The sequence below is a fragment of the Amycolatopsis sp. FU40 genome (assembly GCF_021903635.1).
Classification (GTDB): Bacteria; Actinomycetota; Actinomycetes; order Mycobacteriales; family Pseudonocardiaceae; genus Amycolatopsis; species Amycolatopsis dendrobii.
Genome location: NZ_CP091381.1, coordinates 2176336 through 2191584, shown reverse-complemented (window position 1 = coordinate 2191584; position 15249 = coordinate 2176336). Strand labels below are relative to the sequence as shown.

Below are 15249 nucleotides of genomic sequence, written 5' to 3'. Positions count from 1 at the left end.
ATTTCGCCGCTTTTGATGCCGGACAAGGGTTTCCCGGTCGCTGTCATCTCGCGGAGCATGAGGTCCACAATGAACAGCAGGATCACCGCGGCTCGCCGATCGGTGCCCCCAGGTCAGGGCGTTGCAGCACCTCCATAGCCGCAAAGGGCCCCTTGAGGGAATCAGATTCCTTCGAGGAGTCCTTCACGGACCCGTACCGCCTCCGTGACCCGGGCGGCTCTCTCGGCGACCTCGTCCGGTTCCGCGGCGAGCGGGACGCCGTGCCGGGCCTCGACGGCGACTCGTGCGGTCGTCGCGGACGAACGCGCCATTTCCGCCGCCGCGGAGACGTCCGGCAACGCCGCCGGGTCCACAATGGACAGCAGCCGTTCCGCCACCCGGACTACCTCCGCTGCCGCCGCGACCACGTCCGCGGCGGGCTGGGCGCGGTCGGGCACGTCGTGCGTGACGGCGTGGGCGTCGATCTCCGCCAGCCGCAACGCATGCCGCGTCAGGTGGTCCGCCTCGGCGTCGCCGCCGGCCGCTCGGCTCAGCAGTGCCGCGGCTTGCGCGAGGGCGAGGGCCGCGACTGTCGCCCCGGCCGGAGCCGGGATCGCGGGGCGGGCGAGGGTGTTCAGGAAGTCGCTCACGATCTGGTCCCGCATGTCGGGTTTCCTTCCGCTCAGCGCCGGATGCGCTCCATCCCGGGGTCGACCAGCGGTTCCGCGGCCACAGTCGCGGCGACGCGCCGTCCGAAATACTCGATTTCCACCTGGTCGCCGATCTCCACCGCACCCGGCAGCCAGGCGTACGCGATGGGGCGGCCGATCGTGTAGCCGTAGGCCGCACTCGTGACGTAACCCGCCGCGGCGCCGTCCACGAAGACTGGTTCCTTGCCCAGCACGACGGTCCGGCCGTCGTCCACGGTGAGGCAGCGCAGCCGCCGCGCCGAGGTCTCTTCGCTGCGGCCCTCGATGGCGGCCCGCCCGGCGAACTCGCCCTTCGCCGGGCGCACCGCGAACCCGACCCCGGCCTCGTACGGGTCGTGCTCGGTGGTCATGTCGGTCCCCCACAGCCGGTAGCCCTTTTCCAGCCGGAGGCTGTTGAACGCGCCGCGCCCGGCCGCGATGACGCCCAGGGACTGCCCGGCGCGCCACAGCGCGTCCCAGAGCCGCTGGCCGTTGTCCGCGGAGGTGTAGATCTCCCAGCCGAGTTCGCCCACATAGGACAGTCGCAGGATCGTCACCGGCACCCCGGCGATCCGCGCCCGGCGGCCGCGGAAGTACTTGAGCCCGGTGTGCGAAAGGTCTTCCGCCGACAGCGGTTGCACCAGGTCGCGGGCGAGCGGGCCCCACACGCCGACGCAGCAGGTGCCGCCGGTGGTGTCCGCGACCCGCACGCCTTCCGGGGCGCGGCTGCGCAGGTACGCGACGTCGATGTTGCCGTTGATGCCGACCTGGAACAGCTCCGGTTCCAAGCGCGCCACGGTGATGTCGCTGCGGACGCCGCCCGCGTCGTCGAGCATCAGCGTGTAGGTCACCGAGCCGACCGACTTCGCCAGCTGGTTCGTCGTGAGCCCTTGCAGGAACTCCAGCGAACCCGGCCCGCTGACCTCGACGCGCTTGAGCGGGGTCATGTCGTACATCGCGACCCGGTTCCGGGTGTGCCAGGCCTCGGCCGCCACGATCGGCGAGTGGAACTGCCCGGCCCAGGCGTCGCGCGCGGGCGGGAGGAAGTCGTGCGGCAGGTCTTTCAGCAGCGACGCGTTGGCCTCGAACCAGTGCGGCCGTTCCCAGCCGCCCGCCTCCAGGAACACCGCGCCCAGTTCGCGCTGGCGGGCGTGGAACGGGCTGACCCGCAGGTCGCGCGGGGAAAGCCGGGGCTGCAGCGGGTGCAGCACGTCGTAGATCTCCACGAAGTTCTGCTGCGCGGTTTCGCGGATGTACTCCGGGGCCAGCTGGACGTCCTCGAACCGGTGCACGTCCAGCTCGTGCAGGTCGGTTTCGGAGCGTCCGTCCACAATAGATTCCGCGACGGCCTTCGCGATGCCCGCGGAATGCGTGACCCAGATGGCCTCGGCAATCCAGAATCCGCGCACGTCCGCGGATTCGCCGACCAGCGAGCCGCCGTCGGGAGTGAAGGAGAAGATGCCGTTGAAGCCCTCCTCAGCCTTGGTCTGGCCGAGCGCGGGCAGCAGGAGCTTGCTTTCCTCCCATGACGGCGCGAAATCGTCCTCGGTGAACGGCAGCATCGAGGGCATCGCGGACGCGGTCACCTCGCCGGGTTCGGCGAACTTGTCCACCGGCATCGGGCGGTGCGCGTACGAGCCGATGCCGAGCCGGTCGCCGTGCTGGCGGAAGTACAGGTCCTGGTCCTGATGGCGCAGGATCGGCAGCGCGGGGTGCACCGGATCGGCCCCGGCCAGTTCGGCGAGCTGGCCCGTTTTCGCGTATTGGTGCGCGAGCGGCAGCAGCGGCACGGTCATGCCCGCCATCTCGCCGATCTCGCGGCCCCAGAATCCCGCGCAGGACACCACGATGTCGGCCGGGACCACGTCGTCTGCGGTCTTGACAGCGGTGACGTGCCCGTTCGCCTGCTCGATGCAGGTCACGCGGGTCGAGCCGACGAACCGCGCGCCGCGCGAGGAAGCCCGTTTGATCAGCTCGTCCACCGCGCGCGAGGCGACGGCGAGCCCGTCGGTCGGGACGTACAGCGCGCCGAAGATCCGGTTCCGGTCGAGCATCGGCCAGCGGCGGACGCACTCGTCCGGGTCGATCAGCCGCGCTTCGACGCCCCAGGACGTCGCCCAGCCGTGCTTGCGTTTCAGGTCCTCCCACCGCGCCGCGGTGCTGGCCACCTCCATCCCGCCGATCTGGTGGAAACAGCCGAGGTCGAGCAGTTTCGCGACGGTGTAGCCGGCGAATTCGGTCATCGCCTTCGACGGGTTGGTCTGGAACACCAGCCCCGGCGCGTGCGACGTCGAACCGCCGGTCAGCGGCAGCGGTCCCTGGTCGAGCACGGTGACGTCGGTCCAGCCGCGCAGGGTCAGTTCGTCGGCGAGGTTCGCGCCCACGATTCCGGCGCCGATGATCACGACACGGGTCATGAGAACTCCCTGGGATAGGTCAGCGGAAGACGACGGTCCGGTTGCCGTTGAGGAGAACGCGCCGCTCGCAGTGCCAGCGCACCGCGCGGGACAGCGCGAGCGCTTCGGCGTCGCGGCCGACAGTCGCGAGCGCGCGCGGCGAGTGCGAGTGGTCGACCCGCTGCACCTCTTGCTCGATGATCGGGCCCTCGTCGAGTTCGGGGGTCACGTAGTGCGCGGTCGCGCCAACGTACTTGACGCCCCGGTCGTAGGCCTGCGCGTACGGTTTCGCGCCCTTGAAGCCGGGCAGGAACGAGTGGTGGATGTTGATCGCGCGGCCCTGCAGTTTCTGGCACAGCTCGTCCGAGAGGACCTGCATGTAGCGGGCCAGTACGACGAGGTCGATGTCGTGTTCCCGCACCAGGTCCAGCAGCCGCTGTTCGGCTTCCGGCTTGGTCGCCGGGGTGACCGGGATGTGCACGAACGGCAGTCCGGCGGCCTCGGCCATCGGGCGCAGGTCCTCGTGGTTGGACGCCACGAGCGCGATTTCCGCGCCGAGCGCGCCCGCGCGCCAGCGGAAGAGGAGGTCGTTGAGGCAGTGCCCGGCTTTGGACACCATCACCAGCAGCCGGTCCGGGGTGCGGTCGGAGAACCGGTACCGCATGGCGTAGTCCCGGGCCACGAGGTCGAACTCGCGGGTGAGATCGTCCACAGTGGCCGGTCCGGCGCAGGTGAATTCGGTGCGCAGGAACAGTTCCCCGTGCACGTCGTCGTCGAACTGCTGGTGTTCGACGATGTCGCAGCCGTTGCCCACGAGGAACGTCGTCACGGCGTGCACGATCCCGGAGCGCTCGGGGCAGTGCAGGGTCAAGGTGAACTGGGTCAAGACTCCTCCTCTCGGTATTCCAGTGCCGCGTCGGCGAGCCAGGCGGCGAAATACGGGGCGAACGACTGGCGCACGAGCACGGTGAACTCGCCCGCTTCTCGCACCAGCAGGACGATTCCGGTGCGGGCGTACAGCGTCTGGACGCAGGTGCCCGGCGGCGCGGCCTTCGGGTGGAGGTCGATGGCGCAGCCGTGGGCCAGGACGTCGCGGGCAGCCGGTCCGGCGAGTTGCACGGTGGTGCGCTGCGCGGACACATCGGTCACCGCGCCGACGGTGATCGCTTCCCGCAGCGCTTCTTCGGTGCCTTCGGGAGCGCCGAGCACCAAGTATTCGTCGGGGCCGAGCCAGAGGACGTCGCCAATGCCGCTGGTGAACTGGCACGCCTTCGGCAGCGCGGTGCCGAGCACGGCTGCCGCGGCGTCGTGGCCTTCGCGGATGCGGACGTTCAGCTGCGAGACGAACGGGCGTTCTTCGGCGAGCACGGCCGGTGCGCAGCTGGCGAGCAGACCCACGTGGTCTGCCAGCGGAGACAGGGTCTTAACCGTCACGGCGGGTCCCCTCCTTGTCGTAGAGCACGGATTCGGTCACCGTCACCGGAACCACCTCGTCGCCGACCGGGACGTACAGGGTCTCCCCGATCCGTTCCCGGCCGGAACGGACGAGGGCGAGCGCGAAGGTGCGGTCCAGCGCGGCGCTCGGGTAGCTGGAGGTGACGTGGCCGAGCATCCGCACCGGCGGGCGCGGGACGTGCGCGGTCTCGATGATCTGCGCGCCCTCGGGCAGCAGCACGGTCGGATCGACCGGCAGGAGGCCGACGAACTGTTTGCGGTCCGGCCGCTGGTTTTCCACCCGGGAGAAGGACCGTTTGCCGAGGAAGTCGGCCTTCTTCTTGGACACCGCCCAGCCCATGCCGAGGTCGTGGGGAGTGACCGTGCCGTCGGTGTCCTGGCCGATGATCGGGTAGCCCTTCTCCGCGCGCAGCACGTGCATCGTCTCGGTGCCGTACGGCGTGATTCCCTGTGCTGCCAACGCTTCCCACAGCGCGAGGCCGTACCAGGACGGCACGTTGATCTCGTACGCGAGCTCGCCGGAAAAGCTGATCCGGCACACCCGCGCGGCGATTCCGGCCACTTCGGCGTCGCGCCAGGCCATGAAGCCGAAGGCGTCGTTGCTGACGTCCAGTTCCGGCGCGAGCCCGGCCAGGATCTCGCGCGAACGCGGGCCGACGAGCGCGACGGTCGCCCAGTGCTCGGTGACCGAGGTGGCGAACACGCGCAGGTGCGGCCATTCGGTTTGCAGCCACTCCTCCATCCAGTCCAGCACCATCGCGGCGTTGCCGGTGGTCGTGGTGACGAGGAAGCGGTCCTCGGCCACGCGGATGACGGTGCCGTCGTCGATCACCATGCCGTCGATGCCGCACATCACGCCGTACCGGATGCGTCCGACCTTGAGCGTGCTCATCAGGTTCGTGTAGAGCAGGTCGAGGAATTCGGCGGCGTCCGGGCCCTGGACGTCGATCTTGCCGAGGGTGGAACCGTCCATCATGGCCACGTCAGTGCGGGCTTCGAGGCATTCGCGCCGGACAGCGGCGTGCAGGTCCTCCCCCGGCTGCGGGTAGTACCACGGGCGTTTCCACTGGCCGACGTTCTCGAACTCCGCGCCGTGTTCGACGTGCCAGGAATGCAGGGCGGTGACGCGGATCGGGTCGTGCAGTTCGCCGCGGTTGCGACCGGCCAGCGCGGCGAAGGCGACCGGCGTGTACGGCGGACGGTAGGTGGTCGGGCGGCGGTCCGCGAGGTCGGCGCCGAGGGCTTCGGCGGTGATCCCGGCGGCGAGCATGCCGGAGGTTTTGCCCTGGTCGTGTGCGGTGCCGATGGTGGTGTAGCGCTTGACGTGCTCCAGTGAGGCGAGGCCCGCACCGGTGGCGCGGAGGACGTCGGAGACGGTGGCGTCGCGCTGCAGGTCCACGAAACGGGTGTCCACATCGGACTCCGTGCCGGGGATCTGCCATTGAACGGCGGGGGCCAGTTCGCGCGGCGGTGCGTCGGAGACCGGGAGCGGGATGTCCGCCGGTGCTTCGCCTAGGGCCTTCGCGGCGGCGGCACGGCCTTCTCGCACGCAGCCGGCGAAGTCGAAGGTGCCGTTCGCGCTGCCTGCCACGCGTGCGGTCGGGAGGTCGCCGTCTGGAAGGTATGCGCCGAGTGCGGGTTCGTAGCGCAGGGCACCACGCTGCTGGCTGAACAGGTGGACCGCGGGGGTCCAGCCGCCCGAGACCAGCAGCGTGTCGCACGGGATCAGGTCTCCGGCAACGCGCACGCCGGTGACGCGCCCGCTTCCTTCCGTCCCTGTCACTGCTGCCTCGGTGCGGATCTCGATGCCCCGTTCCGCACAGGCGGCGGCCCAGTTTTCCGGAGCTGCCGGGCGGACATCGGCCACCAGCGGGATTTCCACGCCAGCGTCGGCGAGGTCGATCGCCGTGGCGTAGGCGGAATCGTCCATGGTGAACACGACGGCGCGACGGCCGGGGACGACGCCGTAGCGGTGGAGGTAGGTCCGGGCGGCACCGGCGAGGAGGACGCCAGGACGGTCGTTGTCCGGGAAGACGATCGGACGTTCGTGTGCGCCGGTCGCGAGGACAGTCTGCTTCGCACGGATCCGCCACACGCGCTGCCGGGCCGCGCCGGACGTCCGGTGCTGCACGGCGAGGACGAAACCGTCGTCGTAGGCACCGAACGCGGTGGTCCGGTCGAGTACTTCCACGTCCGGCGTCGCGCGGAGTTCGTCGGCGATCGCGCGAGCCCATTCGACGGCGGGTTTGAGGTCCACGTATTCGTTCGAGCCGAGCAGCGAACCGCCGGGCTCGGGCTGGTCGTCCACGAGCACGACCCGGGCTCCGGCTCGCGCCGCCGTGCGGGCCGCGACCAGACCGGCCGGGCCGGCGCCGACCACGAGCACGTCGCAGTGCAGGTGCTTCGCGTCGTACCTCGCGGGGTCCGGTTCGGTCGCCAACCGGCCCTGGCCGGAGAGGCTGCGTGCGACGAGGCCGTCGTACAGCTCGACGGTGGTCGCGGTCTGCATCGGTTCGGGGAACGGCTTTTCCAGCTGCACCACCGCGTTCGGCTCTTCGACACCGGCCGCCATGATGCCGCGCGGGCGGCCGAGCTTGACGCTCCGCGCGACCTGGTGCACGCCGTGGGCGAGCAGCGCGGACGCGAGCGTGTCGCCCGGATGGCCGGTGAGCTCGCGGCCGTCGAAGGTGAACTGGAGCAAGGTGTCGCGGTCGACGAGGCCGCCGCTGGGGAGGCGGAAGGTCATGGGATCACCGGCCGGGGTTCGTCGAGGCGGTAGACCGCCGCGAGTTCGTGGGTGCGGGTGTCGCGGACGGCGTTGAACCAGCGGCGGCAGCCCGCGCTGTGCGTCCAGCGCTCGGCGAGCGGCCCGCTCGGGTTGGCGCGGAAGAAGACGTACTTCGCCCACTCCTCGTCGGACAGCGCCGCCGGTTCCGCCGGGTACGCGACGTGGGCTTGGCCGCCGTAGTGGAATTCGGTCTCCTCGCGGGGACCGCACCAGGGGCAGGGAATCAGCTGCACAGTGGCTCCTAATGCGCGACGGCGGCGGCGCCGTGCTCGTCGACGAGCGCGCCGGTGGTGAACCGGTCGAGGGTGAACGGTTCGGCGTACGGATGCGGCTTCCCCTTCGCGACGGTGTGCGCGAAGCAGTCGCCGACCCCCGGCGTTGCCTTGAACCCGCCGGTCCCCCAGCCGCAGTTGAGATACAGGTTCTCCACCGGGGTCAGCCCGACGATCGGCGACGCGTCCGGGGTGACGTCGACGATGCCCGCCCAGGTCCGCAGCAGGTGCGCCCGCGCGAACACCGGGAAGAGCTCCAGCGCGGCGGCCATCTGGTCCTCGATGATGTGGAACGCGCCGCGCTGGCCGTAGCCGGCGTAGGAGTCGATGCCCGCGCCCATCACGAGTTCTCCCTTGTGCGCCTGGGAAACGTAGACGTGCACGGCGTTCGACATCACCACCGTCGGGTGCACCGGTTCGAGCAGTTCCGACACGAGCGCCTGCAGCGGATGCGACACCAGCGGCAGGTCGATCCCGGCCATCTTCGCCAGCACCGAACTGTGCCCGGCCGCGCACAGCGCGACCTTCCCGGCGGCGATCCGGCCCCGGCTGGTTTCGACCGCGACCACCTTGCCGTCCCGCGTGTCGATGCCGGTGACCGCGCAGTTCTGGATGAGGTCGACGCCCATCCCTGCCGCCGCGCGGGCGAAACCCCAAGCGACGTAGTCGTGTTTGGCGATTCCGGCCCGCGGCTGGTAGGTCGCGCCGAGCACCGGGTACCGGACGTCCGGCGACGTGTTGACGATCGGGCAGAGTTCCTTGACCCCGTCCGCGCCGACCCATTCCGCGTCGATCCCGTTGAGCCGGTTGGCGTTCACCCGGCGCACGCTGTCGCGGACGTCTTGCAGGCTGTGCGCGAGGTTCAGCACGCCGCGCTGGCTGAACAGGATCGGGTAGCCGAGGTCTTCCTCGAGGCCTTCCCACAGCTTGAGCGAGTGCTCGTAGATGCCGGAGCTTTCGTCCCACAGGTAGTTGGAACGGATGATCGTGGTGTTGCGGGCCATGTTCCCGCCGGCGAGCCAGCCCTTCTCCAGCACGGCGACGTTCGTGATGCCGTGCACCTTGGCGAGGTAGTACGCGGTCGCGAGGCCGTGCCCGCCGCCGCCCACCACGACGACGTCGTACGCGCGCCGCGGCTCCGGGTCCCGCCACAGGAAATCCGGGTGGTCCGGAAGGTCCGCGCCCGGGGGACGAGGCTGGTCCGTCGTGGTCATTCCGGCTGGCCTCCCGTATCGGACAACTGGTCGACTACTGATATATCAATCTTCGCTGTAGAGTAAGGCGGGTGAGCACCCCGGTCAACCACGTCATCCCGGCCGCCGCCCCGTCGCTGGCCGAACGCGCCTACGAGTTCCTGCGCGACCGTCTCGTCATGCTCGACATCAAGCCGGGCGACCCGATCAACGAGGAATGGGCGGGCAGCGTCCTCGAGATGGGCCGCACGCCGATCCGGGAAGCGTTGAAGCGCCTCGAAACCGAACGGCTCGTGGTCGCGTACCCGCGTCGCGGCACGTTCGCCACGGACGTCAACATCTCCGACCTCGCGCACATCTCCGAGGTCCGGCGCACCCTCGAACCGACGGCCGCCGCGTCCGCCGCCACGCGGGCGACGGACGAGGACCGGGCCCGCCTGGTCCGGCTCCGCGATCAGCTGGATTCGGCAACGCCAAGGGAAAACGCCGACCTCCTGCGCACCGACCTCGAACTCCACCGTGCGATCTACGCCTGCGTGCACAATCCGTTCTTCGAGGACACGTTGATTCATTATGACAATCTCGCGACCCGGATCTGGTGCGTGTTCCTCCCCCGGCTGCAAGGCATGGCCGGGCACGTGGACGAGCACTCGCCGCTGCTGACGGCGATCGCCGAGGGGGACGCGAAGAAGGCTTCGGCGCTGACGCTCGACCACGTGACCGGCTTCGAGAAAGCGATCCGCGCGCTGATCTGACCGGAACGGGGCCGGAGTGTCCGGGAACTTGGACACTCCGGCCGCTGGGGTCCCGGCAGCATCGGGGAATCGATCCCCGAGCGGAAGGCACCGCGAGCCGATGAGCACCACACCAGACCAGGCCACCGCCGAACTCGCCGAGAACTGGGTGAAGGCACTGGCCGACATCGACCTCTTCCTCCAGATCTGCGTCAAGGACTGTCCCGTGTGGCACAGCGCCGACGACAAGTGGGTCACGGTGTCCGAGGCGGTCGCCGCCGTGCACGAGCGGGCGGGCGACGGGCCCGTGCCGGACTTCCGCCCGGTGGGCGTCACCTTCACCGAAAAAGGGTTCTTCAACGAGGCGGCCGTCGAAATCGAGGTCGGCGGCAACCCGGTGAAGCTGCACCTCGTCCAGATCGTCGAGGCGAAGGACGGGAAAGCGGTCCGCGTGCGCGAGTACATCGGCCCGGAGATGGACATCCAGCCGTGACCGGCGCGGGCGCGGGTGCTAATCCCCGGTCCGCGCCCGCACCCAGGCATGGAACTCGCCGATGTGGTGTTCGCTCGGCACGAGCACGCCGCCGCGGGCGTAGGCGCGCGAGCCCATCGCCTGCTGGCACCGTTCGCACGCCTCGAAGTCCTGCTGGTTCACCCGGTGGAACAGCTCCACCGAACGATCGAGGTCCGCGCCCGATTCCACCACCTCCGGCAGGTACAGCCAGTCGCAGCGGACCAGCGTGCGGTCCGGGGCCAGCGGAAACATCCGGTGCACGATCACGTGGTCCGGCACCAGGTTCACGAACACCTGCGGCCGGATCGTGATCGCGTAGTACCGGCGGTCCTGGTGCTCGCCGACGCCCGGCAAACGCTGCAGGCCGTCGCCGCCGTCCACCGTGAACCCGGTGACGTCCGAGCCGAATTCCGCGCCGTGGCCGACGAAATACTGCGCGGCGTACCCGTCGGCGAACTCCGGGAGCACCTCGGTGAGCTCAGGATGGATCGTCGCGCAGTGGTAGCACTCCATGAAGTTCTCGATGATCTGCTTCCAGTTCGCGCGCACGTCGTACTCGATGCGCCGGCCCAGCGACAGATTCTCGATCCCGTACGCCTCGATCTCGCCCGGACCGCCGAGCCGCGCGCTCACGTCGGCCAGCACAGTGTCGGCAAAGGACGGTGCTTCTTCGGCGAGGCAAACCCAGGCGTAGCCGAGCCATTCGCGCAGGTGCACCGCGGTCAGGCCGTATTCGACACGGTCGACGTCCGGCATGCCGGTCAGATTCGGGGCTGCGACGAGCTTTCCGTCGAGGCCGTAGGTCCAGGCGTGGTACATGCACTGGAAAGCGCGCTTCACCGAACCCTTCTCGTCGGTGCACAACCGCGCGCCGCGGTGGCGGCACACGTTCAGGAACGCGCGCAACGCCCCGTCGCGGCCGCGCGCGATCAGCACGCTTTCGCGGCCGACCTGCACGGTTTCGAACGAGCCGGGCGACGGCAGGTCGGCGCTGCGCACCGCGCAGAACCACCCCGCTTCGAAGATCCGCTCCTGCTCCCGGGCGAAGACCGCCGGGTCGGTGTAGTGCGGCCCGGGCAGAGTCGGCAGCAGGCTCTGCGGGAGGTCGATAGCGGTCACCGGCAGGGCTCCTCTCGCACACGATCGTAGTTGCGTATTACGCGTCTTGTTGCCCTCTCCGGAACAAGATGAGGCTCAGCCGGGGCGCTGTCAAGCACCCTTCCCGGCACCGCACCCGTTCGCGGGAACCGCCCTCGACCAGGGCTTTCATCCGGAACTTCGCTCCGCAAAACTCCACCCCGGAACCTCTTGACGGCACCCCTCCGGCACGCCCAGACTCTGTTGCGTATCACGTCGGGTGTTCCTCAATACGCAACAATCCCCAGCTTCGGAGGAATCAATGCTGCGCGCGTGCACTGTGGACGAGCTGCCCCCGGGCGAGTCCGTCCGGATCGCGGGGCCCGAGCCCATCGCCGTCTTCAACGCCGACGGCGAGCTGTATGCGATCGGGGACACCTGCACCCACCAGGACGCGTCGCTGGCCGACGGCTGGCTCGAAGGCTGCTTCGTGGAGTGCCCGCTGCACGCGGCGCTCTTCGACCTGCGCACCGGGATGCCGTCCTGCCTGCCGGCCAAGCAGCCGGTGCGCACGTACCAGGTGCAGGTCGACGAGGGCGTGATCTACGTGCTCGCCGACGCCGCCGAGGACGCTGCGTGAAAACGGTCGCGATCGTCGGCGCTTCGCTCGCCGGCGCCCGCGCCGCGCAGGAGCTGCGCGCCCAGGGGTTCGACGGCCGCGTGGTGCTCGTCGGCGAGGAGCCGCATCTCCCCTACGACCGGCCGCCGCTGTCGAAGGCCTTCCTGGCCGGATCCGCGTCGCGCGAGTCGCTGGACCTGCTCGACGCCGACGATCTCGCCTCGCTGGACGTCCGGCTCGGTACCCGCGCGGAACGGCTCGTCCCGTCGACCGGCCGCCTCGTTCTGTCCGACGGGGAGCTGGAAGCGGACGGCGTCATCCTGGCAACTGGCGGACGCGCTCGTGCCTTGCCGGGCACGGAGTCCGTTGCCGGAGTTCATGTTCTGCGCACCTTGGACGACGCACTCGCCCTGCGCGAGGAGCTGATTCCCGGTGCGCGCGTGGTGATCGTGGGCGGCGGGTTCATCGGGGCCGAGGTGGCGTCGACGTGCAACGGCTTGGGCTTGGACGTCACCGTCTTGGAGGCGCTGCCGACGCCGATGGCGCGGGTGCTGGGCCCGGAACTCGGGTCGATCTGCGCGCGGCTGCACGACCGGAACGGCGTCACCCTGCGCTGCGGCGCTTCGGTGGCCGGGCTTTCCACCCTCGACGGGCGGGTCACCGGGGTGCGGCTGGAGACCGGCGAAACTCTGCCCGCCGACGTGGTCGTCGCCGGGATCGGCATGGTTCCGGCGGTCGAATGGCTCGACGGCTCGGGGCTGGCGGCCGGCAACGGCGTGCGCACCAACGCCGGTCTGGTCACTTCGCTGCCGAACGTGGTCGCGGCGGGCGACGTCGCGGCCTACGGACCGGCGGGCATCCGGCACGAGCACTGGACGAACGCCGCCGAACAGGCTTCGGTCGCGGTCGCCAATCTGCTGGCCGGGCAGGTGGTCCGGGAGTACGAGCCGAGCGGCTACGTCTGGTCGGATCAGTACGCCGGGACCCTCCAGCTCGCCGGGCATCCTTCGCCGGAGGACGAGGTGCGCTTCGCCGACGGCGGTCCGGACGACGAGTCCTTCCTGGCCACCTATCACCGCGGCGGCCAGACCGTGGCGGTGTTCGGCCTCAACAACCCGCGAGGGTTCGGCCGCCTGCGCCGGCAAGCGCTGCGGCGGCCGATGCCCGTCGGGTGATTACCGCACGACCTGCACCACGTCGCCCGGCTGCAGCGTGTTGAAGAACGCCACCGCGTCGGCATGCGACAGGTGGACGCAGCCGTGCGACTGGACCTTCAGGCTGCCCTGGTGGAACGCGACCCCGGTGTTGGTGAAGAAGACCGAGTACGGCATCGGGCCGTGGAACTGCTTGCTGTAGTGGTCGATGTCCTTGTACTGCACGCGGAACGTGCCGACCGGGGTCGGGTACGCGGGCTTGCCGACGGTCACGCGCACCCCGCCGCGGGTGACTTTGCCGTTGTTCATCAGCCACGCCGTGTTCGCGGACAGCTTCAGGCACGCCTTCGCCTTGGGGCCGCACGGCGGTCCCGCCGCGTCCGCTGTCGCCGCGAATCCGATCGTCGCCGCCATCGCCGCGATACTGGCCAGCACTGCCGTGAGTTTCCGGTTCATCCTGTGCCTCCCCGAGATGGTCGTTCTTTGGATCTTTCCCAGGGAGGACAGCCTTAAACCAAAAGTGCGCCCATGTGGGTGATCCCTAACGAGACCGCCAGGACAGCGGCGAGGTCGCCAGTGCGGCTTCGGCGACGCGCCGGGCGGTTTCGGTGAAGAGCCCGGCCTGCGCCGACGCGAGCCATTCGTCCACTGTGGAGACTCCGGTCGCGCGGTATTCGAGAGCCTGGAAAAGCATCTCGAGTTTGTCGGCGTCCTTGGCGCACCGCGCTTCGGGCGACTCGCGCGTTTCGTACTCGTCTACCGCTGACTGCACGGTTTCCGCCGACGCACGCGGCAAACCCGCGGTCTGGTCCGCCGTGATCGCCCGCGGCTCCGGCTTCGTCAGGTACGGCGTGGCGGTATGCGGCAGGTCGCCGGTGCGGGTCTCCTGGGTGTCGTGCCACAGCGCGAGAAACGCCGCGCGCTCGGGGTTCGCGCCTTCCTCGGCGGCGAGGAGCGCGGCCAACTGCGCCGCGCGGAGGCTGTGCTCGGCCACCGACTCCGGATCGCGGACCCCCGCCTGCCACCAGCCCGCGCGGCGGACCCGCTTGAGCACCCCCAGTTCGAACCCGAACGCGGCCAGGCCGTCCATTCCGCACTCCCCTTCCCGGTGCTGATTCCGGTGCCGGAGCCTACGGGGCGTGGCATGCTGCCCGGACAGCCGCTTCGTCCCCAGGAGGCCCCGCGTGAGCACTGTGCTGGTCGAGCACGACGGCCCGGTCGCCGCCATCGGCATCAACCGGCCGGAGCGCCGCAACGCCGTCGACCGCGCCACCGCCGAGGCGCTGGCCGACGCCTTCCGGGACTTCGACGCCTCGGACGCCGCGGTCGCGGTGCTGTACGGCGTCGGCGGGACTTTCTGCGCCGGCGCGGATCTCAAAGCGGTGAACGAAGGCCGCGGCAACCGCACCGAACCGGACGGCGACGGCCCGATGGGACCGACGCGCTTGCGGCTGCGCAAGCCGGTGCTCGCGGCGGTGTCCGGCCATGCCGTCGCGGGCGGGCTGGAACTGGCGATCTGGGCCGACCTCCGGATCGTCGAAGAGACAGCGGTGTTCGGAGTGTTCTGCCGCCGCTGGGGCGTCCCGCTGATCGACGGCGGCACCGTGCGGCTGCCGCGGCTGATCAGCCGGAGCCACGCGCTCGACCTGGTGCTCACCGGGCGCCCGGTCGACGCGGCGGAAGCGCACCGGATCGGATTGGCGAATCGCGTCGTGCCCGCCGGGCAGGCATTGCCCGCCGCGATCGCGCTTGCCCGGGAACTCGCCGCATTTCCGCAGACCTGCTTGCGCGAGGATCGGGCGGCATTGCTGGAAAGCGAGTCGCTGAGCGAGGAATCCGCATTGGAAAACGAATTCCGGCACGGGATTCAGTCTCTGAAATCGGATACCGTTGCGGGTGCCGCCCGTTTCGCGGCGGGCGCGGGCAGGCACGGGGCGTTCGAGAACTAGTCGCGTCCGATTACCGGTGCACCGCAAGGCATATACCCGCGTCCAAGCAAGCGCGGACAGCATGCGGACATAGCGGCCATACGGGTCGATGCCGTCTTTTCGGCTCCGTCGCCCCGCTGTTCCGGACTAGGCTGAACGAGTGAAACCGCACGCGAATCCCTTTCGGTTTTTTGCGCACCGGTCACCATTACCTGCGACGACCGATTATTCTCGCGGCCGCATTCAGCACCGGGTCCGAACGAACGAACGAAAAATGCGCTAAACACACGTTGCGCCCAGGCGCTCGGCATCGATACAGATACCAGGCCGGGCGCCGAAGCGCGCTCGCACGCGTTCGCACCGCCCGCCGCTACAACACAACCCCGCCCCCCGACCCGTCGCCGGCAGGCCCCCGCCGGCGGACGCCGACCGCCCGGCCTGACGAGGCCGG

15 protein-coding genes are annotated in these 15249 nt (G+C 69.9%); 5 read left to right on the top strand and 10 right to left on the bottom strand.

The annotated features are described in order from the left end of the window. Window positions 1–161 precede the first annotated feature (161 nt). From L3Q65_RS10955 to L3Q65_RS10925, 7 genes are read right to left on the bottom strand one after another with little or no spacing between them, the layout of a single operon-like run. Complete coding sequence (locus L3Q65_RS10955) at window positions 162–644, bottom strand: hypothetical protein (protein ID WP_182894765.1); 483 nt, start codon at window positions 642–644, stop codon at window positions 162–164. A 17-nt stretch (window positions 645–661) separates the two neighbouring features. Continuing rightward, window positions 662–3085, bottom strand: coding sequence for an FAD-dependent oxidoreductase (locus L3Q65_RS10950; protein ID WP_237599565.1), 2424 nt, complete (start codon window positions 3083–3085; stop codon window positions 662–664). Between the two features lie 19 nt (window positions 3086–3104). Further along, the gene (gene purU / locus L3Q65_RS10945; RefSeq protein WP_237599564.1) at window positions 3105–3950 is read right to left on the bottom strand and encodes a formyltetrahydrofolate deformylase; all 846 of its coding nucleotides are present in this window, start codon (window positions 3948–3950) and stop codon (window positions 3105–3107) included. Beyond that, on the bottom strand, window positions 3947–4498 hold the full coding sequence (locus L3Q65_RS10940; RefSeq protein ID WP_237599563.1) for a sarcosine oxidase subunit gamma: 552 nt from the start codon (window positions 4496–4498) through the stop codon (window positions 3947–3949). Before L3Q65_RS10940 ends, purU begins: the two co-directional genes overlap by 4 nt. Beyond that, window positions 4488–7265, bottom strand: coding sequence for an FAD-dependent oxidoreductase (locus L3Q65_RS10935; protein ID WP_237599562.1), 2778 nt, complete (start codon window positions 7263–7265; stop codon window positions 4488–4490). The genes L3Q65_RS10940 and L3Q65_RS10935 overlap by 11 nt, the downstream gene beginning before the upstream one ends. Continuing rightward, on the bottom strand, window positions 7262–7540 hold the full coding sequence (locus tag L3Q65_RS10930) for a sarcosine oxidase subunit delta (protein WP_182894770.1): 279 nt from the start codon (window positions 7538–7540) through the stop codon (window positions 7262–7264). The genes L3Q65_RS10935 and L3Q65_RS10930 overlap by 4 nt, the downstream gene beginning before the upstream one ends. An 8-nt stretch (window positions 7541–7548) precedes the next feature. Further along, window positions 7549–8793 carry a sarcosine oxidase subunit beta family protein gene (locus tag L3Q65_RS10925; protein ID WP_182894771.1) on the bottom strand — a complete coding sequence of 415 codons (1245 nt, stop codon included), beginning with the start codon at window positions 8791–8793 and terminating at the stop codon, window positions 7549–7551. Window positions 8794–8864: 71 nt separating this feature from the next. Between L3Q65_RS10925 and L3Q65_RS10920 the strand changes: the two genes are divergently transcribed. Both L3Q65_RS10920 and L3Q65_RS10915 read left to right on the top strand, forming a co-directional pair. Beyond that, window positions 8865–9527 (top strand): GntR family transcriptional regulator, encoded by a 663-nt coding sequence (locus tag L3Q65_RS10920; protein ID WP_182894772.1) that lies wholly within the window; start codon window positions 8865–8867, stop codon window positions 9525–9527. A gap of 100 nt (window positions 9528–9627) precedes the next feature. After that, entirely contained in the window at window positions 9628–9999 is a 372-nt protein-coding gene (locus L3Q65_RS10915) for a hypothetical protein (protein ID WP_182894773.1), read from the top strand. 18 nt (window positions 10000–10017) lie between these two features. Here the strand turns inward: L3Q65_RS10915 and L3Q65_RS10910 are convergent, their stop codons facing one another. Beyond that, window positions 10018–11139 (bottom strand): aromatic ring-hydroxylating dioxygenase subunit alpha, encoded by a 1122-nt coding sequence (locus tag L3Q65_RS10910; protein ID WP_237599561.1) that lies wholly within the window; start codon window positions 11137–11139, stop codon window positions 10018–10020. A 280-nt stretch (window positions 11140–11419) separates the two neighbouring features. Between L3Q65_RS10910 and L3Q65_RS10905 the strand changes: the two genes are divergently transcribed. Further along, window positions 11420–11737, top strand: coding sequence for a bifunctional 3-phenylpropionate/cinnamic acid dioxygenase ferredoxin subunit (locus L3Q65_RS10905; RefSeq protein WP_182894775.1), 318 nt, complete (start codon window positions 11420–11422; stop codon window positions 11735–11737). Continuing rightward, window positions 11734–12891 (top strand): NAD(P)/FAD-dependent oxidoreductase, encoded by a 1158-nt coding sequence (locus L3Q65_RS10900; protein ID WP_237599560.1) that lies wholly within the window; start codon window positions 11734–11736, stop codon window positions 12889–12891. The genes L3Q65_RS10905 and L3Q65_RS10900 overlap by 4 nt, the downstream gene beginning before the upstream one ends. On the opposite strand, the gene L3Q65_RS10895 is transcribed toward L3Q65_RS10900, so the two are convergent. Together L3Q65_RS10895 and L3Q65_RS10890 are read right to left on the bottom strand one after the other, a co-directional pair. Then, window positions 12892–13326 (bottom strand): L,D-transpeptidase, encoded by a 435-nt coding sequence (locus L3Q65_RS10895; RefSeq protein ID WP_182894777.1) that lies wholly within the window; start codon window positions 13324–13326, stop codon window positions 12892–12894. It lies immediately after the preceding gene. Between the two features lie 85 nt (window positions 13327–13411). Then, window positions 13412–13960 carry an HD family hydrolase gene (locus tag L3Q65_RS10890; RefSeq protein WP_237599559.1) on the bottom strand — a complete coding sequence of 183 codons (549 nt, stop codon included), beginning with the start codon at window positions 13958–13960 and terminating at the stop codon, window positions 13412–13414. Window positions 13961–14054: 94 nt separating this feature from the next. Here L3Q65_RS10890 and L3Q65_RS10885 point away from each other — a divergent pair, with 94 nt between their 5' ends. Then, complete coding sequence (locus L3Q65_RS10885; protein WP_237599558.1) at window positions 14055–14819, top strand: crotonase/enoyl-CoA hydratase family protein; 765 nt, start codon at window positions 14055–14057, stop codon at window positions 14817–14819. Window positions 14820–15249: the final 430 nt, after the last annotated feature.